Annotated in this window: 19 protein-coding genes; 1 reads left to right on the top strand and 18 read right to left on the bottom strand. The window is 51.2% G+C overall.

Annotation, left to right across the window (positions count from 1 at the left end):
* Nucleotides 1–29: 29 nt before the first annotated feature.
* The 3 genes from secDF to M1D30_RS00760 all read right to left on the bottom strand — a co-directional run bounded on the left by secDF (nt 30) and on the right by M1D30_RS00760 (nt 5,357).
* Nucleotides 30–3,119: a protein translocase subunit SecDF gene (secDF, locus tag M1D30_RS00770; protein WP_248505227.1), complete on the bottom strand. Its 3,090-nt coding sequence runs from the start codon at nt 3,117–3,119 to the stop codon at nt 30–32.
* Nucleotides 3,120–3,222: 103 nt separating this feature from the next.
* Nucleotides 3,223–4,320, bottom strand: coding sequence for an endonuclease/exonuclease/phosphatase family protein (locus M1D30_RS00765; RefSeq protein WP_248505225.1), 1,098 nt, complete (start codon nt 4,318–4,320; stop codon nt 3,223–3,225).
* Between the two features lie 5 nt (nt 4,321–4,325).
* Nucleotides 4,326–5,357 carry a rhomboid family intramembrane serine protease gene (locus M1D30_RS00760; RefSeq protein ID WP_248505223.1) on the bottom strand — a complete coding sequence of 344 codons (1,032 nt, stop codon included), beginning with the start codon at nt 5,355–5,357 and terminating at the stop codon, nt 4,326–4,328.
* Between the two features lie 225 nt (nt 5,358–5,582).
* On the opposite strand from M1D30_RS00760, the gene M1D30_RS00755 reads away from it, so the two are divergent.
* Nucleotides 5,583–5,855 carry an HU family DNA-binding protein gene (locus M1D30_RS00755; RefSeq protein ID WP_248505221.1) on the top strand — a complete coding sequence of 91 codons (273 nt, stop codon included), beginning with the start codon at nt 5,583–5,585 and terminating at the stop codon, nt 5,853–5,855.
* Between the two features lie 73 nt (nt 5,856–5,928).
* Here M1D30_RS00755 and M1D30_RS00750 read toward each other — a convergent pair whose 3' ends face one another.
* The 15 genes from M1D30_RS00750 to M1D30_RS00680 form a co-directional block, all read right to left on the bottom strand.
* Complete coding sequence (locus M1D30_RS00750; RefSeq protein ID WP_248505219.1) at nt 5,929–6,726, bottom strand: gluconate 5-dehydrogenase; 798 nt, start codon at nt 6,724–6,726, stop codon at nt 5,929–5,931.
* Nucleotides 6,727–6,766: 40 nt separating this feature from the next.
* Nucleotides 6,767–8,485, bottom strand: coding sequence for a membrane dipeptidase (locus tag M1D30_RS00745; RefSeq protein WP_248505217.1), 1,719 nt, complete (start codon nt 8,483–8,485; stop codon nt 6,767–6,769).
* On the bottom strand, nt 8,486–8,956 hold the full coding sequence (locus M1D30_RS00740; RefSeq protein WP_248505209.1) for an Lrp/AsnC family transcriptional regulator: 471 nt from the start codon (nt 8,954–8,956) through the stop codon (nt 8,486–8,488). It lies immediately after the preceding gene.
* A gap of 85 nt (nt 8,957–9,041) precedes the next feature.
* Entirely contained in the window at nt 9,042–9,929 is an 888-nt protein-coding gene (locus M1D30_RS00735) for an FKBP-type peptidyl-prolyl cis-trans isomerase (RefSeq protein ID WP_248505207.1), read from the bottom strand.
* Nucleotides 9,930–9,936: 7 nt separating this feature from the next.
* A complete protein-coding gene (locus M1D30_RS00730) occupies nt 9,937–10,806 on the bottom strand; it encodes an FKBP-type peptidyl-prolyl cis-trans isomerase (protein ID WP_248505205.1) in 870 nt (289 codons plus the stop codon).
* A gap of 21 nt (nt 10,807–10,827) precedes the next feature.
* Nucleotides 10,828–11,433, bottom strand: a complete 606-nt coding sequence (locus tag M1D30_RS00725; RefSeq protein WP_248505203.1) for an FKBP-type peptidyl-prolyl cis-trans isomerase — start codon at nt 11,431–11,433, stop codon at nt 10,828–10,830.
* Between the two features lie 778 nt (nt 11,434–12,211).
* On the bottom strand, nt 12,212–13,768 hold the full coding sequence (locus M1D30_RS00720; protein WP_248505201.1) for a helix-turn-helix domain-containing protein: 1,557 nt from the start codon (nt 13,766–13,768) through the stop codon (nt 12,212–12,214).
* 187 nt (nt 13,769–13,955) lie between these two features.
* On the bottom strand, nt 13,956–14,450 hold the full coding sequence (fldA, locus tag M1D30_RS00715) for a flavodoxin FldA (RefSeq protein WP_248505199.1): 495 nt from the start codon (nt 14,448–14,450) through the stop codon (nt 13,956–13,958).
* A gap of 21 nt (nt 14,451–14,471) precedes the next feature.
* Nucleotides 14,472–14,879 carry a DUF2023 family protein gene (locus M1D30_RS00710; RefSeq protein ID WP_248505197.1) on the bottom strand — a complete coding sequence of 136 codons (408 nt, stop codon included), beginning with the start codon at nt 14,877–14,879 and terminating at the stop codon, nt 14,472–14,474.
* Between the two features lie 109 nt (nt 14,880–14,988).
* Nucleotides 14,989–17,157 carry a TonB-dependent receptor gene (locus M1D30_RS00705; protein WP_248505196.1) on the bottom strand — a complete coding sequence of 723 codons (2,169 nt, stop codon included), beginning with the start codon at nt 17,155–17,157 and terminating at the stop codon, nt 14,989–14,991.
* Nucleotides 17,158–17,217: 60 nt separating this feature from the next.
* On the bottom strand, nt 17,218–17,550 hold the full coding sequence (locus M1D30_RS00700) for a hypothetical protein (RefSeq protein WP_248505194.1): 333 nt from the start codon (nt 17,548–17,550) through the stop codon (nt 17,218–17,220).
* Nucleotides 17,551–17,662: 112 nt separating this feature from the next.
* Nucleotides 17,663–18,001 (bottom strand): DUF2149 domain-containing protein, encoded by a 339-nt coding sequence (locus M1D30_RS00695; protein WP_091818846.1) that lies wholly within the window; start codon nt 17,999–18,001, stop codon nt 17,663–17,665.
* 67 nt (nt 18,002–18,068) lie between these two features.
* Nucleotides 18,069–18,662, bottom strand: coding sequence for a MotA/TolQ/ExbB proton channel family protein (locus M1D30_RS00690; RefSeq protein ID WP_248505192.1), 594 nt, complete (start codon nt 18,660–18,662; stop codon nt 18,069–18,071).
* A gap of 20 nt (nt 18,663–18,682) precedes the next feature.
* Nucleotides 18,683–19,249 carry a hypothetical protein gene (locus M1D30_RS00685; protein ID WP_248505190.1) on the bottom strand — a complete coding sequence of 189 codons (567 nt, stop codon included), beginning with the start codon at nt 19,247–19,249 and terminating at the stop codon, nt 18,683–18,685.
* A gap of 2 nt (nt 19,250–19,251) precedes the next feature.
* Nucleotides 19,252–23,532 (bottom strand): cobaltochelatase subunit CobN, encoded by a 4,281-nt coding sequence (locus M1D30_RS00680; RefSeq protein WP_371874179.1) that lies wholly within the window; start codon nt 23,530–23,532, stop codon nt 19,252–19,254.
* Nucleotides 23,533–23,535 lie beyond the last annotated feature (3 nt).

Genomic DNA, 23,535 nt, shown 5'->3' with positions numbered 1-23,535 from the left:
ACATCCTTATATATCAGAGCAATATCTGCTTAAGCCTCAGCAACTGCCTCCAGCTCTTCCTTGCGATCCTTCTTGCTCATGGTGAGATAAGCAGTAGGAGCAGCGATGAAGATTGAAGAAAGCGTTCCAAATACAACACCCAGGATCATGGCGAAGGCGAATGAGCGGATGCTATCGCCACCCAGGAAGAAGATGGTGAGCAACACAATCAAGGTTGTCACCGAGGTGTTGATGGTACGAGCCAGCGTCTGGTTCAGCGAATCGTTGAACAGGTGCTTGCGGTCGCGCTTGTTGTAGAGGGCCATATTCTCACGGATACGGTCGAACACCACCACCTTATCGTTGATAGAGTAACCAATCACAGTCAGGATAGCACCGATGAAGGTCTGGTCTATCTCGAGTGACATGGGCACCCAAGTGTGGAGCAGTGAGTAGAAACCGATAACTGCCAGAGCATCCAGAGCCAACGCAAAGATAGCACCTACAGAGAAGGCCAGGTTGCGGAAGCGGAGCAGGATGTAGAGGAAGATAGCAATCAGAGCCAGCAGCACGCTGATGATAGCGCCCTTGGTGATGGTCTTAGCCACAGAAGGACCTACCTTTGTTGAGCTAACGATGGTACCCTTAGAGGTATCGCTCTCGTTAGCGGGAGGAGTACGGAACTCCATCTTGCTGGTCTCAGCATTGATCAGGCCGGCGTTGGTCAGCACACCATAGATGCTATCCTCGATGATATCGTCTACAGCAGGACTGTTCACATCGTAGTCCCAGTTGGTAGAGATACGAACAGTGCGGTTGGCAGCCTCGCCCAGTGCGATGATTGAGGTACTTGCAGGAGCGCCAGGGTTGGTGCTCTGCTCGTCGTTCATAGCGAATGCGCCAGTGAAGGCCTCACGTACATCCTCAACGGGCACCTGCTTATCGAGAACCACTACGTAGTTACGACCACCGGTGAAGTCGATACTCTTGCTCAAGCCACGAACTGCGAAGCTGATAACGAAGATGATAGCAGCCACAGCCCATACAGCGTAAGACATCTTGTATGCACCCATGAAGTTGAACTTCGTGCCCTGCATCAGGTTCTGAGACAGACCAGTAGAGAAGGTGAGGTTCTGCCACTTATCCTTCTTCATCTGACGGTCGTAAACCAGACGGGTCATGAACACAGCAGTGAAGAACGATACACAGATACCGATGATCAGTGTCGTTGCGAAACCACGGATAGGACCTGTACCGAAGACGAACAGGATGATACCTGTGATCAATGATGTCAAGTTAGAGTCGAAGATAGCTGAGAAGGCGTTAGAGTAACCCTTGTTCAGCGCCTCCTTAATATTAAGACCCCTGCGCAGTTCCTCCTTCGTACGTTCGTAAATCAGCACGTTAGCATCCACAGCCGTACCCAGCGTGAGCACGATACCTGCGATACCAGGCATGGTCAGAGCAGCCTGGAACGAGGTCAGAATACCTAAAGTGAAGAACAGGTTGAACAGCAGGGCGCAGTTGGCCAGCATACCAGGAATCCAGTTGTAGAGCACAACCATCACAACCATCAGCAGCACAAAAGCCACAATGAATGAAACGATACCCTGCTGGATTGACTGAGCACCCAGAGAAGGACCAACCATCTGATAAGAAGCGATTGACAGAGGAGCAGGCATCTTACCTGAGTTCAGGGTGTTTGCCAGGTCCTTGGTATCGGCCTGAGTGAACTTACCAGAGATCTGTGAGCTACCACCAGGAATCTCACCGTTCACACGAGGAGCACTATAAACAGCTTCATCGAGCACGATGGCGATGGCACGACCCACGTTCATCTTGGTCAGGTTAGCCCAGATACGTGTACCCTCGGTGTTCATCTGCATAGACACCACAGGACCCACGTTACCAATCTCGTTACTATAGTCGTCCTTGGCAGTGGTCACCACATCACCAGTCAGAGGAGCCTTACCATTGGGATCAGAGATCTTGATGGCATAGAGAGCCAGCATCTTGATCTTCTTGCCGTTCTCCAAGGGGAGCTTGGTAATCTTAGCATCCCAGTAGAGGCGCATCTCCTTAGGAAGTACAGTCTTTGCAATCTCTGAGTTGATCACCCGGTTCACCTCGGCAGTATCAGTTACGTGAGCGTAGCCCACCATACACTGACTCTCCTGACCAGCGAAACGAGTGTCGAGCAGGGTGAGCAGGTTAATAGCGTCCTTACCACCCTCCTGAGCCAGCTCGCTCTTCTGAGCAGCAGCGGCAGCCAGGTCAAGGGCGTTCACACTGTCAGCAGCCTCAGCCTCAACAGCAGCGGTGTCAGCAACCTCAGCCTTCTTGCCGGCCTTCACGTTGCTCATCTCTGCCATGTAGGTGTTAGCCAGCTGCAGGATGTAAGGCATCGCCTCCTCAACCATATAGGTCTCGTGGAACTGCAGGTCGGCGCTACCAGCGAGGAGCTTCAGGATACGATCCTTGTCCTTCTGTGCACCAGGCATCTCCACCATGATGCGGCTCTGACCACTCAGCTTCTGGATGTTTGGCTGAGCCACGCCGAACTTATCGACACGAGTACGAACCACTGTCTCGGCGTTGTCGATAGCAGCCTCAACCTCGTCGTTCAGGGCAGCTACAACTTCCTCGTCAGTGCTCTTGGTGTTCACCTTGTCGCGCAACTGCTGTGTAGCGAAGACAGCGTTCAGGTTACGACCACCGCCGAACTCCTTCCAACGCTCTACGAAATGGGCGATGAAGTCCGACTGATTGTTCTTACCATCGGCCTTGGCAGCGTCGAAGGCTTTGCGATAGCCCTCGTCAGTGTTGTACTTGTTGCCAGCCAGGAAGTTAACGATGTCAGGTACAGACACCTCCAGGATGACGTTCATACCGCCCTTCAGGTCAAGACCCAGGCCAATCTCCATCTCACGGCAGTCGTCCAGACTCCAGGCTCCGAGCCAAATGTGGTCCTCGGAAGAAATTGAATCCAGATACTCCTCTGCTGCCTTGTCTCCAAGCTCCGCACGCAGTGCCTCGGCCTTACTTTCGTAGTGGCGAGTCACAAACGAGAACGAAAGATAGAAACAGCACACCAGGATGAGTGCAACTGCAATAAACTTTACAATTCCTTTGTTTTGCATTTTGTTTGTTATGTTATGTATTATAATGTTCGCGTTAATAAGCCTGCAAATATAGTGATAATTCTACACATTAGAAAATTTTTAGGCAACTTTCATACATTTTTTAATGATTATCGCACTTTCCAAGTGTACAAATTAATGGATAATGGTCACTTGCATCCATTTTATTATCAATATAACAGCGGTATGGACGAAAATGGTCCGAACACATCATATGGTCGATGCGCAGGTTGAATCCTTTCTGATTATAAGACAGCCCGAAGCCGCAACCAGCAGTCACGAAGCAGTCGGTGAGTCCTTGAGCAATGGTACGACGGGAATAGGAAATAGGCGTGTCGTTGAAGTCGCCACACACAATAATCGGATACTGACGATGTGCCACGATATAGTCGTGAACGGCCTCGGCCTGCGGTGCCCTTCTGGCCATGTTCTCACCCAGTTTTCCAGCAATTAGGTGCACCTCTTCGCTGGCCTTCTCGTGCTCCATCTCACCCTTCAACACTTCCTTATAGCGGTTTCGCTCGGCAGTAGACAAGTGCGTGCTTTCCAGGTGGTTATTAATCACAATGACGGTATCATCGGCTATCTTCAGATAGAAAGCCACAGAACCATTGGCAATAGACCTATAGTCAATACGTTCTTTTCCAACAATGGGGAAACGCGTATGGATACCCACTGCATTAACCAACTGGTCAGCGCCAGACACGTGAACAGTATCGTTGTAGGGGTAGAGCTCCTTCATCTTGTCGAAGCCGCTACCCCCTTTTCCACCCATATCCTCCTGCAAGCAGACGATATCAGCATCCACCCGTCGCAGATAGCCTGCCACAGTGTCCACCGCCTGCTCGTATTTATAGTTGCCGCCAAAGCCACACACGTTATACGACACCACCGTGATAGCATCGTCGGCAGGCGACCCTTCCGACAGATTGATAGGGAAATAGGTTCGTATAGGTACATACGCGAGCGCGAAACCCATCAGGGGAATCAGTGCCAGCTTCCATTTTACGAAGATCAGGAAGACCATCAGCAACAGATTAGCCACAATCAAGAAAGGAAACACCAAGCCAGCGCAGGCCAGCAGCGGATGCTCCACCGGACTGAGTTGGTCGCTGTAACCCACAGCCACCATCAGCAGGGCCGAGAAGACACTGGCACCTGTCAGCATTGCCAGGATTGTGTTCTTGATGTGCTTCAGCATCACCCTTACATCTCGTGACTGGCCTCGAACAGTCGTTTCTTCTCATCCTTCGACAGACTGTCGTAGCCACTCTTGCGAATCTTGTCGAGAATCTGGTCTATCTCCTCCTGACGTGCCTTCTTCTGGGCGTTGTACGCCATATCATTGGCAGTATCGTTGACTGGTCTGTTCCATTGATACTTGTTGGCTGTCTCTTTCCTTTTCTTCTCTTCCGAGAATCGCCAGAACATAATCATCAGGAAGCCAAAGAACATACCGCCTAAGTGAGCCATATGGGCATAGTCGTCGCCAAACTGGAATTTCCAGATGAACAAGAGTTCTAATACAATATATCCCATCACACACCAACGCGCTTCAAGAGGCTTGATAAAGAAGAAACGCCAGATGGAGCGTGCAAAGGTACTCATAGGACTGACAAACGAGATGAAGATCGCAATGAAGAAGAGGTTGTTCAACAGTGTCAGCACCCCATCAATCACAGGATGGGTGTTGACCAAATCCAACATAATCAGAGCCACGATAGTCAAGGGCACGCCAATGACACGCTTAGGGAAAGTCATACCGAAAGCTAATAGGATGCCATAGACAGCACCAGAGGCGCCAATCGTATATGCGCCATTCAAATCACTACGGCTCAAGATGGCTATCACCTCTTGGAAGTCGGCATCAGGAAACTGCGAGATGGCCACGAAATAGAACTCCACAAACTGCACAATCTCTTGGCACAGACCTGCACCAATGCCGCACAGTATGTAATAAATAAAGAATTTCTTTGATCCCCAGGTTTCCTCAATCATACAGCCAAACATCCACAGTGCAAACATATTGCCAAGGATATGATACCATCCTGCATGCAGAAACTGATAGGTGATAAATTGAAGTGGATTGAAATCAGAAGCCAGAAAGAAATGCAAAGCGCCCCACTCTGTCAGAGGAGAGCGTACTGGAGAGCCAGAACCCACGAGCATAGCCATCAACATTACCACAAAATTGATGATGAGCAGGTTCTTTGTAACTATCGGAATATTACGAAACATCGTCTATACAATTGGTTTTACGTTAATTTTCTATGATTTACATTTTGAGCGCAAAATTACGAAAAATATCTGTTTTAAAGCAAAAAAAGGCGCCTAAACAACTTTTTTTCAATAAAAATCTCATTTTTTCTGTTTTTTTGTTTGTTTTTTAAATACTTTCTCTTATATTTGCGACAGTTTTTAAAACATAAATCATTTATTTCACTTAAAAAAACTAACAAGATTATGAACAAGACAGAATTAGTCGAGAAGATTGCAGCTGGTGCTGGTCTCTCAAAAGTTGACGCAAAGAAGGCTCTGGACGCTACTGTAGCAGCTATTAAGGACGCTCTGAAGGCTGGTGATAAGGTGGCTCTCGTTGGTTTCGGTACATTCGCTGTTAGCGAGCGTCCCGCTCGTGAGGGTATCAACCCCGCTACCAAGGCTAAGATTAAGATCGCTGCCAAGAAGGTTGCTAAGTTCAAGGCCGGCGCTGAGCTCGCTGACGCTCTGAACTAATTTCTTTGTAAGAAAAATAGAACGGGCGCTTCCAATGGAGGCGCCCGTTTTTTATGGATATGTCCTGTCCAACTTATTTTGGCTGTTTGCCGATATAAGCCAAGATACCACCGTCTACATAAAGGATATGGCCATTCACAGCGTCTGAGGCATGCGAAGCCAGGAACACAGCAGGTCCTGCCAACTCCTCAGGGTTAAGCCAGCGGCCAGCAGGCGTCTTGGCACAGATGAACGAATCGAACGGATGACGAGAGCCATCTGCCTGACGTTCGCGCAGCGGAGCCGTCTGAGGCGTAGCAATATAACCTGGGCCAATGGCGTTGCACTGGATGTTATACTCGCCATACTCCGAGCAGATGTTTCTGGTCAGCATCTTCAGTCCGCCCTTAGCGGCAGCATAGGCCGACACAGTCTCGCGACCTAGTTCACTCATCATCGAGCAGATATTGATGATCTTACCCTCCTTGCGCTCCATCATCTCAGTAATCACCGCCTTGGTCATGATGAACGGGCCCACCAGGTCGATATCAATGACCTGCTGGAACTCCTCACGCTTCATCTCGTGCATAGGTATGCGCTTGATGATGCCAGCGTTGTTCACAAGGATATCTATATGGCCCAGCTCCTTACGGATGTCGGCCACCATCTTCTCTACCTGCTCCTCGTTAGTCACATCACAGAGATAGCCATGCGCCTTGATGCCCTTAGCCTCATAGTCGGCCAGAGCCTTCTGCAGATGTTCCTCACCACGACAGTTAAAGGCAATCTCGGCACCTGCCTGAGCCAGTGCCTCGGCAATTGCAAAACCAATACCATAAGCAGCACCCGTGACAAGTGCCACCTTTCCCTCTAACGAAAATAGATTTGCCATATTAATTAGTTTGTTTTATTGATAAGTAATTTGAGTTCTTTTATTCTGCAGCCTGCTGTACCTGCTGCATCACACGCAGGAAGTTGCCACCCCATATCTTCTGGATGTCCTGTCTGTTAAACCTGCGGGCCAGCAACTGACGGGTGAAGTTCAGCAACTCGCTGGCATCAGCCAGTCCACGCACGCCACCATCACCATCGAAGTCGGTACCCAGTCCCACATGGTCGATGCCCATCACGTCGATGGCATGCTCCAGATGGGCCATAGCGTCGAGTATTGTAGCCTCGCCATCCTTTTTCAAGAAGCCATGATAGAGAGTTGTTTGTGCCACACCACCCTTTTGTGCCAACGCACGCATCTGGTCGTCGGTCAGATTGCGGGGATGATCACATAACGCGCGTGCCGAACTGTGGCTACACACAATAGGCGTCTTCGACAGCTCCAGCGCGTCGTAGAAGCTCTTTTCGTGGGCATGACTCAGGTCTACCATGATGCCCAGGCGGTTCATCTCGCTGATGACCTGTGCGCCAAAAGCACTCACGCCGCCGTGCGTCTGTTCACCACGGGCCGAGTCGCATATCTCATTATCACCATTATGACACAGTGTGACATACACAATGCCGCGCTCCTTGAAATGGCGCAGATTCTGCAAGTTGCCATCTAGGGCAATACCGTTCTCGATGCCCAGCATGATACTCTTCTTACCCATATACTTGTTCGCCCACAGTTCATCGGGCGTACGCGCCAATGCCAGATAGTCGCTGTTGCGCGCCACCATCACCTCAATCTGGTCGAAGATATTATCAGCAAACTGCCTGGGTTGGTCGGTAGGCTGCGGCAGATAGGCCACCATAATCGTGGCATCAAGTCGTCCTTCCGTCATCTTATGCAAGTCTACCAAGATGCGTGGGTCGCGACTGCCAAAGTCCACATTCTGTGGAAAGAACATGGGCGTGTCACAATGCGTATCCAGCGTCAGGATGCTATGATGCGTCAGCTTTACCTTTTGAAATTTCTCAGCCTCGTCCACCAGCCAGCGGAAGAGGGGCAAACCACTCTCGCCCATGCACTCAGGATGCCACTGCACACCCAAAACAGGCTTGAATTCCGCACTCTCGATGGCCTCAATCACACCATCGCTGGACTTGGCTACCACGCGAAAATGCGCACCAGCCTCGCTCACAGCCTGATGATGGAACGAGTTAACATATAATGTGGCGTTCTGACCACCATTATATATTTTATATAAGATAGAGTCTTTTTCAATGGTAACAGCATGCGTAGGCTCCGAACGGTCGGCATCCTGCGAATGCTTGATATCGGTACTGATATGCTGGGCCACCTTGCCACCCAAGGCCATGGCCAGTGTCTGGATGCCACGACAGATGCCCAACATGGGCAACTGGCGGTTGAAAGCCAGACGCGCCAAGAGCAACTCGGGCAGGTCGCGCTCGCTGTTAATGCCTCCTAACTGCGGTACAGGGTCCTCACCTTGGTAAAGCGGATTGATGTCGGCACCGCCACTCAGCAGTACGGCGTCAACCTGGTTCAGTGCGTTCACCAGCACAGCCTCATCGGCCACTGGCGGAATGATAAACGGCACGCCTCCAGCCGCCACCACCTGCTTATAATAGCCCTCGCCCAACTTACAGGTCAGGTCACCATAGTTACCTGTGATGCCAATGACCGGCCGACGCTGTGCCACAGGGAAAGTCTGATGCATGTCGGCCATAACGGCGTTCAGATCAAACTGCTTCATTTAGTCTATCTCCTCAAAGTGTACGGGAATCTCGCGCTTGATGCTCTGTTCCAAAGAGATAAGTGTCTCTGTGGCCACCACGCCAGGGATGCCCTGCAACTGCTCGTTAATCAGGTGCATCAGTTGCTCGTTGTCGCGTGCGTAGAGCTTCACCATCATGGTGTATGGACCTGTGGTAAAGTGGCATTCCACCACCTCAGGAATCAAGTCGAGGCGCTTCACCACATCCTTGTACATGGAGCCGCGCTCCAGATTAATACCCACATAGGTACAAGTACTGTAGCCCAGCGACTTGGGGTTCACGTCGAAACCGCTACCAGTAATCACGTCGCTGTCAATCAGGCGCTGAACACGCTGATGAATGGCTGCACGCGACACGCCACACTCTGCGGCGACATCCTTAAAGGGAATTCGTGCGTTTTTTGACAAGATGCTCAAAATCTTCTTGTCTAGGTTATCAATTTTCTCCATTTAAAAAGTGTACTTTTGCATTATGATAGCAAAAGTACACTTTTTTATTGAATTATGCAACCTTTTTACGAAAAAAGTGCGTTTTTTATTTCTCGATGCTTAACAATTCGACATCAAAGATCAAAGTTGAATAGGGAGGAATCTGTCCGGCCTGGCGCTCGCCATAGCCCAGCTCCTGAGGAATATAGAGGCGCCACTTCGAGCCTACAGGCATCAGTGACAGAGCCTCGGTCCATCCCTTGATCACCTGGTTCAGACCAAACACAGCAGGCTCACCGCGCTTAATGCTGCTGTCGAACACAGTGCCGTCAATCAGTCGGCCCTCATAGTGACACTTCACCTTATCAGTCTTCTGGGGCACCTCGCCCTCACCCTTCTTCAGCACCTCGTACTGCAGACCGCTGGGAGTGGTGATGATGCCGGCTTTCTTACCGTTCTCTGCCAGGAAGTCGCGACCCATCTTTATCAGTTTCTCGGTCTTCGCCTTTCTGTTGGCATTCATCTTCTCCTGCTGCAGCATCTCGGCCTTAGCCATGTTCATAACGGTGGTGTCGTTGGTGAGGATATCCGTGAAGCCGCGATAGAACAGGGCGTCCACAATCGAGTCGTTGGCATCTTTCAACTCTTCCTTGATACCGCTCAACATGCGACCGTTCAACTGCTCGGCAATCTCCATACCAGCGATGCGAGCCTTCTGACGCTTGTCGTTCATGCCTGCCACAGCCTCGTTAAAACCCTGGATAAAGTCGGCCATATAAGCCGTATCAACACCCAGCTGCTTCTGGACATAAGCCATCAAGCCATTGGTCACCGCAATACCCGAGGCATAGCTCAGCGAGTCGCTGCTGGTAGTCAGCACCACAGCCTGCTTTGCCACCTCTTTCTTGTCGTTCTTCTTCTTTTTAGCAGCATCAATGTTGCTAAACGAAGCACTCGCCATGACGGCGAGTGCTATAAGGATGATTTTCTTCATCTCCGTATTACTTAATCTCTAAGAGTTCAACCTTGAAGATCAGCAGTGAGAAGGGAGGAATGCTACCCTGCTGGTTAGCACCGTAAGCCAACTCCTGGGGAATGTAGATCTCCCACTCAGAACCTACAGACATGGCCTTCAGAGCCTCCTGCCAGCCCTTGATTACCTGACCTACACGGAAGGTAGCAGGCTCACCACCATGACTCTTGTTTGAATCGAACACAGTACCGTCGATCAGACGACCTTCGTAGTTCACAACAACTATTGAGGTATCGGCAGGCATAGCACCATTGCCATCCTTCAACACCTTGTACTGAACGCCGCAGGGCAGAGTCTTCACACCCTCTTTCTTAGCGTTGGCAGCCAGGAACTTTGCACCCTCAGCCTTGTTGGAGCCGAACTGTTTCTCCTGACTCTTTGCCTTGATGCGCTGGAACAGTACCTCAGCCACTGAGTCGGCCTCATTAACAGTCATCTTGCTGTCCTTACCTGTTACGCCACTCACAAAACCAGCCATGAAGTTGTTCAGAGAAACCGTCTGAGTAGAATCCTCACCGAAGAGGTTGTAGTTCAGACCCTTCATCATGTTGTTGGCAATCTGCTGACCAATCTCGATACCTGCAAAGTAAGCAGCCTTCTTCTTGTCGTCACCAGCATTTGCGCCATCATTCACACCCTGCAGGAACTCTGCAATGTAAGTAGTGTCAACGCCCTTGGCATTAGCCAGGTAGTCCATCAAGCCCTGAGACTGACTCATACCAATAGCATAGCTCAGTGTATCAACATCGCTCTTCAAACTGGGTTTGGGGTTGTTGCCACACGACATCATCGTTGCAACGGCAATGGCCACAGCGGCCATAGAGAAAATCTTTTTCATTGTTTTGGTTTATTGTTTAATTTACATAACTTCAATCAACTCAACGTCGAAAATCAGCGTTGCGAAGGGAGGAATCATAGCACCTGCGCCACCCTCGCCATAAGCCAGGCGGTAGGGGATAAAGAAACGGTACTTGCCACCCTCAGACATCAGCTGCAGACCCTCGGTCCAACCAGCGATCACCTGCTGCAGACCAAATACGGCGGGCTCGCCACGCTGTACGCTGCTGTCGAACACAGTGCCATCGATGAGGAAACCCTCGTAGTGACACTTCACCGAATCTTTGGCTGTGGGCTTCTTACCGTTACCCTCTTTCAGCACCTGATACTGCAGGCCGCTGGCAGTGGTAATCACACCCTCTTTCTTGGCATTCTCTGCCAGATATTTCTCGCCCTCTTCCTTTGCAGCCTTGCCCTTCTCGGCACGCTCTGCATTCATAGCGGCTTCCTTCTTTGCAAAATAGTCTTGCACAATCTGCTGGGCCTCGCGGTGCGACACCTTCAGCTCGCTGCCGTTCAACACGTCTTTGATTGACTGTGCAAAGTCATCCACATTCAGCTCCGTGGCACCCATCTGTGCCAGCTGCTGTCCAATGCCCAGTCCAAGGGCATAACTCAGTTTATCCATGCTTTCTTTATTATAATAATGTATATATCCGAAAAATTGGTGCAAAATTAAACAATTTCCATGATACGAGTATCAACTACCCATAAAAATTAGTTTTTATTAAGTGTTTCACAAAAAAAAGAATCCCAAAGCATCGTGAAGAAGCTCTGGGACCTGATGTGTTTTCCATGAATAGATTTTTTCACTTAATTACAACCTTATTTTCCAATAATTACATAGACAACCTTCTTCGTGGGTTTACCTTCTGGCAATTACATCCCACGTGCCCTAAACTGCTATCAACAGCAGCACGGGCATTTTTTCGTTTATTATTTCCTTTTTACTTTTTTGTTAGAGTTAATAGACTTAAGATATCATTATGTTTTATTATTATTGCTCTTTTTCAGTGGGCGGCCTGGCTCGATCATCGTTTGTGACATATATGTCAGGATGTTTGTTTTGAATACTTTCAACGATGAATCGTGCCAGAGCCCGCTTGACCCTCCTTAGTTCTCTTCGTTGCCACATACACAACGTTACGAGTACAGCTACCACAACAATTAGCATGGCCGTCAACAGATACATATCAACAATAGTCATCAATAAACTCATCATGCGGTTAGCTGTTGTTATTATATGTAAATATCAAGGTTAATCGCTTTGTCTGCTGCAAATATATAAAAGAAATGTTGTCTGTGCAATAGCTAAGACAACATTGGTAGCGAAAAAGACAACATTGGTAGTGAAACAGACGATTTTGATAAGAGGAAAGACGTTTTTTACCCTCCCTTCCTGCATCCTACTGACGTGCCCTACGAAATTCTGTAGGCGTCATACTGAAGAGTTGGCGGAAACGATCGGAGAAATATTTATGACTGTTGAATCCACAGTCGGTAGCTATCTCCTCAATACTCTTCTGTGGCTGCTCGACGAGCAGTTTTGTGGCATATTGCAAACGCAGATGCTTGACATAGTCGGACAGGTTACTATATTCACAGCCTTTTGAGAACATAGCACCAATACGTTCCTTGGACAGTTGGAAGGTGTCGATAAGGGTTTGGCGGCCGAAACGGGAATCAAGATATAGACGGTCGCGCACAACAACCTCGTTAACATACTGAAAGAGCTGTTCGTCGGTAAGCACATTAAGATCGGCAGGGGCCTGTGCTGGTATCTGCTGACGTTTCTCCTCCCAATATTTCTCTTTATAGTCTATACCCTCAGTTATCTGTTCGGCCAGAAGACGATTCTTACGACTAATCGTTCTGTTTTTGAGCAATACGATAACGGCAATGACAAGGAAGAAGAAGGCCAAACAACCAATGGCAACACTCCGCAGGTTGGCCCTGGCAGCACGAGTCTGATGACGCTCTGCCTCCATCTGTTGTTGCAGGGCGTTATAGCGGGCAACATGCTCACGGGCTGTCGACGCACGCACACTATTCTCAATCTGACAGAAAGCATCAATCATATTACCCTGCTCGCCCAGCGAGGCATAGGCAGCGGTGAGGAAGCTTTGGGCCTGATTGCGATAGAAACGAATATAGTCGGCACGCATAACAGAGTCTGTGGGTTCGCGATGACTACCGTCATGATACTGGTCTGGATGCGCCTCGTAGTCATCTAATCGCTCAATAATCTGGCGCGACAATGGCAGCGTCTCGGCATAACGGTTGCGAGAACCGAGCAGCGCTATCTTGCGTTTCAGGGCAATGACGAGTGCATCAAGTCCATCGAACGTACCCTTGGTACTGAGAAGGGCTATCACACTATCCAATCTTTCCATCCCATCCTCGTATCGACCAATAGCAGGAAACGCCGAAGCGATCTCTGCCTCTGTGCGCAAAGCATCAGTCTCGGCCTCAGAACCTATCTTATGACACACATCTACTAGTTGGCGCGACCACTTTATCCATCCCAGAGTGTCGCCCTGAATGCGATTAGCATAAGCCAGGACCTCCAGCACATCGCGCAGACGATTCACATCGGCCTTGACAGAGTCGTTGTGGAGCAGGCGCTCACCTACAGCCTGAGCTGAGTCGAAGCGAACACTCTCTGGTCCACCAAGGAGCGAGTCCACCTGACTGAACATCTGTGTGAACGCATAGATGCGGGCACGACACTGGTCGGCCATCGACTCATCCATATGGCCCACGATGACAGCCGAGTCGATCAGCAACAGCGCACGCAGGGGCTGATAGGCATAGATATTCATGGCCGCCTCTTGGGTGTAGAGGCTGTCCGACGGCTGAGGAACATGGGCGACGCCCTGCTCCTTCTGCTCACCAGTTGACTCATTACAGCCAACGGCCATCAGTATCATCAATATGACTATAAGATATTGCAGTCTATGCATGCTCAGTTCAAGAAGGTCTTAACGAGGTTAAAAGTTGTAATTATTCAGGTTTATTTCGTTCTCTTCATCTGCAAAAGTACAAAAAAATATTTAAGCACAAACTTTTTTTTCAAAAAAAGTGGCTAGTCATCACGACCAGCCACCAACAATTTACTAAACAAATACTTTATGAATATTATTCCTGTGATTACAATTCTAGAGTAATAGCTGCTATCCAGGCGTCGATACGCACATCGGTCTTATCATCCTCGTTGACATCATCAAGAGGCAGACCAATAAACTTACCGTCAATCACGGCCTCTGAATCGTCGAAGGTGTAACCGTCGGTCTCTACGCTACCAATGAACTTGGCGCCGCTGGCTTTGATACCGTTATAGAGTTCGCCAATACCACCCACAAAGGTGTCGCTATAGCATGAACAGTCGCCGCAGCCGAAGAGGGCGATGGTCTTGCCGCTGAGGTCACATGCCTTAAGTGTGTTCAGACCATCGTACCAGTCGTCCTGCAGTTCACCGGCACCCCAGGTAGAGGTACCAAGAATCAGGTTATGGTTGGCATTGACGATATCGGCTGTCAAGTCTTGCACATTCAGAGCCTCGCAGCCCAGTTTCGAGGCAATCTTCTCAGCGATAGCCTCGCATGTTCCTGTGGAGGAACCATAGATTACAATAGTTGCATTCATTTTTCCAATCAATTTATATGGCTAATTCTTTTTGATACACTTGCTGTCGCAGTCTCCTTTACAGCCATTCTTACGCTTGCAGTAGCGCTCGCATTGGGCGCAAAGATCGTAGCCCAACATCGCCCCAAGGATAAAATCCTCCTCTGGCGTCAGTTGGTTGAGCGGACGGGTAACGATAAGTCGGATAGCCTCCAGGCACTCGCGGCGTCCGAAGTACACGTTGAGGTTCTTCTGACCAACAGGCTGAAGCACATAGGGGATGCCCTGACTCTCCAGTCGCTCCACGGTCTGATCACCATATCTTTTATCGCAGGTGAACAGCACCATCTGGCGCACACCCTTCTGCAGTTCGTAGATGTGGTTCATTAAAACCTTGATTTCCGTGGGGATAGCTGCCGTTCTCATCGTCTTATTGCTTGTTATTTTCATGGGTGCAAAGTTACGGCGAAAAAGAAAAGTGTGCAATACCTAAAACGGAGTGTTTTAAGTATTGCACACCATAAACAACCTGCAAAAGCAGATTAATCAAAAGTAGGTATTACAGCGTGATAGGTATCACCACCTTGAATGTGATATTGCGCCCCATGTTATATACGCCACGACGACCTGTAACCGCGTTCTCATCGGCATACTTCAAGCGACTCAGGTGGTTCTGATAGGCTTTGTCCAACAGGTTATCGGCTGTAAAATAGAATTCAGCCACCTTCTTTCCATGCAACTGAAGGTCTGTACCTGCCGAGAGCGAGAGCAAGGCATAGCCTGGCGTCTCTGTCTCAGTATCATCGGCACCATAGATGTGCGACTGCTTCAGGAAACAGTCTAGTCCGGCTGCTACATAAAGATTGTTGAGGAGCGAACGATGAGCCGCATCCGTTGTATGATGATGGGCAATCGTTGGGTGTGAATGGTGCGACAGTTCCCACTTCAACTCCGACGACCATTTTGGAGCAGGCGTAAAAGGCAGATACTTGGTACCTGGCGCCGCATGCATCTGTTGTGCATCAACATACGAGAATGCGTTTGAGAAATGCACGGAGTGGATGGGGTGAAAGTCCACACCAGCCTCGAAGCCCAGCAGTCGGGCATCGCCCTGAGTGTAGGCATAGGTGAGATAACCCTCTTCCTTCTCTTCTGCCACACGATGCGTGAAGATATAATTGTTGATGCGATTGGCAAAGAGGGCCAACTGTGCCGATACATAGCGCGAGGTGAAGTCGAGGCCCAGGTCGGCCTGCAGGCTGTATTCCGACTTCAGCTGCTGGTTACCCAGTTCGTAGCGCACAGAACCCTCGTGCACACCATTCGAAGCCAATTCACTCATGTTGGGCGTACGGAATCCACGGGCAATATTCATCTTCAGGTTCAGGTTGTCGCTCACATTAAGCACAGCCCCAATGCTGCCCGTCAGTCCATTGAAGTGGCGCGAGAAATCCGTGAAGCGCAGTTCATCATCCTCCATCAGCTCATAGCCATGCAGGTGGCGATGGTCATAACGCACGCCACCGTTCAGCGTCCAGCGGTCACCCAACTGCTTCGTGGCTGTGGCATAGAGGCCGAAGTCAAACAGGCGGTAGTCTGGAATCAGGTATTCCTCACCCTCGTTGCCCGATTTCTGATACATACCACCAATACCCGTAGAGAGTTTCCAGCCGTCAAACTCGTTGGTCACGTAGCGCAGGTCGTAGGTCAACGTGTGCAACTTGAAGTATAACTCATAGTCATCCATCGACTCCTCGAACTCCTGACGGCGGTTCTGCTGATAGCCGATGAGCGCCTTGAGATAACCCGACGAGAGGTTCAGCGAGTTATCCCACACCAGTTTATAATGCTTCACCTGCTGAAAGGGCAGCGACTTCGAGTACTGATGCCCCGTCCATCCATCTTCATGTTCCAGTTCACCAGTTTGGGCGTCGCGCTCGCCCTCGATGATGCTTGGCATCAGGTGATAAGCAGTCCACGTCAGTCGTGAGTGTCCCCATCCTTTGTTCACCCCCAGCATCAGACGTCCTGCCCTTTCACGAAACTGCGAACCAGGCACGTAGCCATCATATTTATTCTTATAGGCATGAGCCATTTTGTCGCTGAAGCTGGCGTCCCATACAAAGCCTTTCTGATTGCCTGCCATCTGCAAATGATAGGCAAACAGTCCGTTATTGGTCTGATATTCTGAAGTTACGTTAGCCTTCATCTCGCCCTCGGCCAGCGTAGGCTGCTGGTGCAGAATCACCACACCCGCCATCGCATCCGAGCCGTACATCAGCGAGGCCGGACCCTTCAGTATCTCCACACTGTTCACGCTGTTGCCGTCCACCTCTACGCCATGCTCGTCGCCCCATTGCTGACCCTCCTGGCGCACGCCATCACTCATCACCACCACGCGGTTGTATCCCAATCCGCGGATGATGGGTTTTGAGATGCTGCCGCCCGTGGTCAACTGACTCACGCCTGGCTGATGACTGATAGCATCAATCACGTTGGTCGAGGCCGTGGCCCTGAGAACCTGTGGCGACACGATGCTCACGGGTGCCGTCACGTGTTTCAGTTTCGTATCGCCCGTCACGCCCGTCACCGTCAGCTCGTTCAGTTGCAAATGGCGATAGAACACGTCCGTCGAGTCCTCTGCATGTTGATGTTTATTGTTATGATTCTGTGCTGCCATTGCCATACTTACACACAGCAATGGCAGAATGATGTATTTCGATTTCATTCTGTCTTTATGATAAAAATGTATATAAAAAAAATGTGTAAAACGGTCCTCCTTACTGCATCAGAAAGCAGGCGGCCCACGTGTCACGATGGCGCCACAGCAGGCAGCATCATGGCCGCACAAAAGCTGGGCGTAACATTTCTTATATACATGAATCAACAGCGTGACAGCCACCGCTACAGCTGTCAGCATCGTCAGCGTGAGGAACTGGCACAGCACACAGTCGTCCATGTGTACCGTGGTCTGCGTCAGGTGACCGCCGCAATGGTTGTGCAGACAGTCCACACAGGTCACCTCGGCACTCTCAGCCGACTCGTGCACGTGAATCGACGACAACAGCAGTATTGGCAGGAACACCGCCAACATCACAAACGCTGCTATCTGTCTCTTCATTGCTATCACGACTGCAAAAGTACAAAGATTTCCGCAAATGCGCTTAAGTCATCACGGAAATCTCGTTCAATTTAACATTCAATAAGAGAATTGTTTTGTGCTTTTATCTCTCTTATTCAGGCACATAGATAATCTCACCGTTGTCCAGTTCGTAGGCCACACCCACGCGTTTGCCCTTGGTGCCGTCGGCATTGGATTGGTCATCGCTAGGCGTATAACGGTTGATTTTCTGTCCCTCCTTGGTAATTATCTCCATGTTGTCCTTGCCTGGGTTCTTCACCATGGTAAAGTCCTCCTGCGAGAACATCTCGGTCATGTTGTAACGGCTAACGAGGGCCACCATCAGGGCAAGGGCAAAGACCATCGCCACATCAAACAAGTTGCTGACCACCGACATGGGGTCGTCGTCCTCGGCCTCCGCAAGCATCGATTTATTTCTTCTTTTCAGCATAAACTTTCAACTTTCACCTTTCAACTTTCACTTTTTTTACAGCAAATCTAATCATATCTTTCATCTATCATCTCTCATCTACCATCAGGTCCGCCAGGAACTGCAGGTTCACGCTATCATGACGATACCAGCGCGTCTTGACCTGACCCGTGATGAAGCCGATGGCGGCAGAGAAAAGTCCCACGACGGTGGTGGCAAAGGCCACCTGCATGTTGTAGGCCATCGTGGCAATGTCGCCCGTAGAGAGTCCCACGAGGGCAGGTCCCATAGGAATGAGCGTGCCCATGAGGCCGAGCATAGGTCCCATCTTGGCCAGGGTCTTACTCGTGGCGAGGTCGGCAGCGGCGGCGAGGTCGAAATCAGAAAGCAACTTCTGCAGATGCGCCTCGCTGTCACGATGGTCCATCATCAGGCGGATATAGCGCACCACCAGCGACTTATCACTCTTAGGCAGACGGTCGGCCAGGGTGGCAAGGTTTTCGCTATTGAGCGCGTCGAACTCGCCCTTGAGCAGCGCCTCGGTCTTACGCACGGCCACATACTGACCAAAGAAGGTGCCGATGAGCAGCAGGGCACGACAGAAAAGCAGGATGAGCAACACGATGACAGGCACCAAAAGACCTGTGGAAATCCAATAAAGAATGTCGGTAATGTAATTCATATCGTTTTGTTTGTATTTGTTTATCTTCCGTTGACGGTGGCAATGATGCCAAGGATGGCGATGAGCGCATTCGAGAGGAAAAAGACCTCGAGGCGCAACTCTTTCTCGGGGACGAGCCATCGGACGCCCCAGGTGAGCATGGGAACAAGGATGAAGACGCAGGCAGCCAGCCCGTAGGCCACCACCTGGAAATCGGCACCCGTGAAGAGGAACATGCCTTGTGTCTCGATGTAGAACAGCACAGGAAAGATGAGCAGACCAGGAAACCAGCGCAGCAGGCGATAGAGCCAGATGGTGCGGCGGCGCACCTTGCCCGTATAGGCCAGGTGGACAGCCAGGATGCAGTAGGCCATCTGGATAATCACCTCAATGCTGAGCACCACGGCCGTATCGAGCATCAGCTTGGGATTGTTGAGCCAGTCGTGCAACTGACTCTTGCTCTGCTCGATGGCCCATGGCCAGACCACGACCACGAACAGGGCGCACACCACAGCGCTGACCAGCACATACCACGGCTTGCGGTAGGTCTGCTTCAGCACAAAGTTGAAGCAGACCAGGAATATCATGATGAGAAGTACTGCCTCCATGTCTATTCACTCATGTTTTGACGACGGCGACGCACCAACAGCGCTATCAGGATGATAAAGACGATGGCGATGACAACGACAGCCACGCTGTTGACAATCGTGGTAGTGGTGTTGGTAGAAGACATCTCCTCCTTCTTCAGCACCTGACTGTTCTGGTCGCTCACCTGCTCGTGGCGCACCTCGTTGATCTGCTGCTGATAGGCCTTGGCCGAGGCAGCATCCACCTTCTTGGCGATAAAGTCCTGCAACTTCTGGTTGTCGCTCACCATCTGCGAACCGCTGGCGCCATATTTCTTCACCAACTCGGTGTGCAGTTGGGCGATGTCCTTGAGTTGGGCATCGCTGGCCTTCCAGTAGCCCTTGCGGGCCGACTCCATCATCACGGCCGTCATCTCCTGCAGGGCGGCGGGGTTCTTCTGTTCGAAGAAAGTGCGCGTGCCCAGGTTAAACTGGTCCTTGACGTAAGTATCATAGATACCATCCCACATCTCGTTATCGATAGCCTCGGGCTTCATCACGTTCCATCCGTAGGTATTCTGAACCAACTCGGCAAAGGTGTTGGCATCGCTGGCGCCACCCTGCATCTTCTCCTTGATATAGGTGGGGTTGAACAGTGTGGTGCGACTCTCGACGCCGATGGCCTCCTTCACCTCCTGCATCTTGGCATGATTGCGGTTGCGATAGTCGGAGAGGTAGGCATCGGGCTCTTTACCCGTGACATGACGTACGGCCATGTTCATGCCGCCCATAAACTCATAGACGTGGTCGAGCGACAGGGCACCCCAGGTGTTAGACTGGCGTGGCTGGATGACGGCATCAGTATTAGCCAGGGCAGCCTCGAAGGCATACTGACGCATATCCTCCCATTGGTCTTCCTTACCATAGTAGGCACCCATGTTGTTGAGATAGACCTCGGCTAGTTCCGACTCGTTTTCCCAACGGTCGCTGGCCATCGTCATACCTTGGATGCCCGTGCCGTAGTTGCCGTTGACACCACCAAACACACGGTGGGTACTCACCTCACGGGCTTCCTTGGGCGACAGGCCCTTTTCTACCAGTACGCGCTCGGCTTCCTTCACGCCCTGTGCCACCATGTTGGGATGCTCCTTGTCCTCAGCCTGTGCAGCCATCTCGACGGCACGGGTGATGAGGAACAGGCGCGAGGCGGCTAGGTCGCGTAACTGTCCTGAGGTCTGCACCACTACATCGATGCGGGGGCGACCCAGCTCCTTCGAGGGAATCAAGCGGATATCCGTGACACGACCAAAGGCGTCGCGGATGGGTTCTACGCCAAGCAGATAGAGACACTGGGCGATGGTAGCACCACCCGTCTCGATGAACTCGCTGGACCACAGCGTGTAACTCACCTTGCGGGGGATGCTGTCGTGATGGCGCTCACGATACAGGCGGATGGTGTTCTCGGCCAGTTCCTTACCCTTTTCCCAGGCCTGCTCCGTGGGGCAGGTCTCGGCATTGATGCCATAGAGGTTGCGTCCTGTAGGTACGGCGTTGGGGTTACTGATCACATCGCCACCAGGTGAGGGCGCCGTATAGCCACCACACAAGGCGTTGAGCAAACTCGTCATCTCGATTGTAGGCGACGTAAGCAGCGCTGTGCGATAGTTGCCAACATTGCGAATGGTGCGCTCCACCTCGAGTACGACACGAGAAAAATCCTTATCCTGCTTGGAGAGCATACCAGCCTCAGCCACCTTATCGACGATGGCCTGCATGGCGGGCGACATATTTTGCATTTTACTGTCAGTATGCTTATCCGTTGTACCTTTCTTGCCCATCATGGCCTCCTTCATCTTTTTCAACTGTTCTGGGGTGGCACCCATCATCTTGGCCATGGCCAAAGCTTTCTTGGGACTCATAGAAGACCCTCCCTCTGCCCTCCCTGCAGGGAGGGAGTGGTTACCTGGCATCTTGTTTTTCTTCATAGCAGGACTATTTTTCCCTCCCTTCAGGGAGGGTGAAGGGTGGGTCATCCCATTACTCATCATCATCGACATCATCTGCTGGGGAGCCGCAAGAATAGAGTCGATATGGTGAGCGCGATGTAGGTCGGCTGTGGTGATATGAGCTATCTGACAGACCTCGGACTCGGTCACCTCACCCTGACGACTGAGCAGTTTGGCTACCAACGCCTTGGCGGGATTCAGGTAGCGGGCGGTGAAGAGCGAAGGATGCTTCTCGGTATCGGCAGCGGCACGATGCTGCATCTTATCAAGTGCCAAAAGACTATAGGCGATGGGCTCTGTGGCCATGGCGAAGACGGACGACTGGATGCGGTCCTGCTCGTATGGCACGCCCAGGGTATAGAACTTACTCGTGATCTTCTCGTTCATCAACTCCTCAGCAAAGGCCTCGATGCGGGCTACTTCAGCCTCGGTATAGGGTTTGGTCTTCACGGAGTCGAGGTGCAATTCGCGATGAATACCCATCTGGATAGTGAGTGCTTTCACGGCCAGCGATGCCTTTTCGCTAGGTGTTTTGTCGTAGGTCTCGAGGGCAACACTCAACTGGCCATACAGTCCACGCAGATTGCTCTCCATGAAGGGTGGCGTGAGATACGACACCAGTGAGGCATAGGTGCGACGCTTGGCAATCATGGCCTCGCCCACATTACTGATAGTATAGAGGTAGAAATGCGGCAAGGTGCCCACAAGGCGGTCGTTCCAGCAGTTCTGCGACAGCGCCACCTGTTTGCCGGGGGTATATTCTAATGAGCCGTGGGTACCGAAATGGATGAGGGCGTCGGCCTTGAAACCCTCCTGCAGCCACAGGTACTGGGCGATATAGGGATAGGGCGGAGCCGTCTCTGTGCCATGCACCATCTTGAACGAGTCACTACCTGTGCCAGCAGGCATCTGCGGCATCAGTACGATATTACCCAAATGAATGACGGGCAGACCCAGCGTCTCGGCATCCTTGGCTAGGTAATGACCAGGATACTGTCCGTTGACACGCAGCATCTCGTCGTGCATCTCCTTGGTGAAGAGTGCCTTCGTCCACGTGTTGAAGTCGCGCTTGGTGATAAGCTGCGGCTGTCCCTCGTTGAGGAACTTGGCCTGTGCACCCTCGGCATAGGTACCAAACACGCTGCCAGAGTGCTGGATGAGGGCATCAAGACCTTCAGCCGATGCAGGCAGATCCTTTACAGTATAGCCCTCCTCTCGCATCTTGACCAAGAGGTTATAGAGCGAGGGAACCACCTCCAGTCCTGAAGCCGTGAGGGCGTTAGAACCAGGACCCTTAAAATAGACGATGGCCACCTTCTTGTCCTTGTTACTGATGGTCTTCAGCGCCAGGTGCTTGTTCACGGCCTTCACAAACGTCGCGAGTCGTTCAGGGATGGTATAAGCCTCGGGCAGTCCGTCCTTACCCTCGCGGATGGCGAAGAGTACGAAGGGACGAATCATGCCATCAATCTCAGGGGTGATGATGCTCTGCGACAGGAAGCCACCCTGCATGCCTTGCTTGTCGGCTTCCCACTCTTCCGTCATGCGGTTCACATTGACGGTAGAGAACAGAGGGATATTTTGGGTTTTTAGGTAATCTACGACCGCATCACCCAGTCGTCCGTGGGCCATGTTGATGATGGCCGATGGCTGGATGCTGTCGATGGCGTGGGTCTTGATGAGCGTGTTCAGGTCGCGGGTGGCATACACCACATCACCTGATGCCTCGAGGGCCGCAATCAGGTCGGTAGCATCGCCCATCATACCGCTGATGAGGATGCGTGGGGCGTTGCCCTGGTGAGGCGCACCCAGGTGATAGAAAAGTTCTGCCTCCTGCTCCTCCACGGGTTCTACTTCGTCGAGGAAGAAGAGTTTACCGTCCACCTCGTTGCGCAAGTAATTCAAAAAACTGCGGTAGTTCTTGGTGCCACCCTCCGCGAGGTACTGCTTCAGCGAGTCGGCATCCCACTCGTCCATGCTCACAATATTGTTCGCAGGATTCGTCACAGCGGTGGTCAGGATGGGCAGTCCCTTATCGGCCAGCGTCTGAATCTGCTGGCGCTGTTCCTCCGTGATGCGCAGTCCCATACCGTTGATCACAACGGCATCGTAGTCACTCCACGAGTCGATATCGTCGAGAGGTGCCACATGCAGGCGGATAAAACTGTTGTCGTTGGCCTTCGAAATCTCGCCCAGCGTGATGACCTGGTAGTTGACAAAGGCCACATCCGTCCTACTGCACATGGTGCGCCAGCAGGCCGTTAGGATGAAGACGAGCAAGGCCGAAAGGAGGCTTAGAAAGATATATTTCTTCTTGATTTT

This window comes from Prevotella sp. E15-22 (assembly GCF_023204875.1).
GTDB lineage: Bacteria > Bacteroidota > Bacteroidia > Bacteroidales > Bacteroidaceae > Prevotella.
Note: the sequence above shows the minus strand (reverse complement) of the source record. Positions and strands in the feature narration are given on the sequence as shown.